General features: G+C 23.9%; 1 protein-coding gene. It reads right to left on the bottom strand.

Annotation, left to right across the window (positions count from 1 at the left end; genetic code table 11):
* A partial coding sequence (locus WFK35_RS23355) for a hypothetical protein (protein WP_336735013.1) occupies positions 1–255 on the bottom strand: 255 nt, incomplete at both ends.

A 255-nucleotide genomic window follows, 5' to 3' on the forward strand; every position in this document is an offset into this window, starting at 1 on the left:
GGAAAGGAATATTGAAAAATATAATTAAAAAAATTATCAGAAAAATTAAGGATATACCGGAATATTTTATGGGAGTGAATTCCATTCTAATGAATGTTTTTCCGTTTTCATCATTTATCGTACCTCTAATATAAGGATTTGGAGAACTCATATCAAAAAGATGTCTTCTTCTCATAATCAAAAATTCGTTTTTATTCAAATATCCTTTATATTCATATCTTTTTGGAATTAAATATTCTGAATTTTCAAAAAAAC

The sequence above is a fragment of the Chryseobacterium sp. VD8 genome (genome assembly GCF_037149975.1).
Classification (GTDB): Bacteria; Bacteroidota; Bacteroidia; order Flavobacteriales; family Weeksellaceae; genus Chryseobacterium; species Chryseobacterium indicum.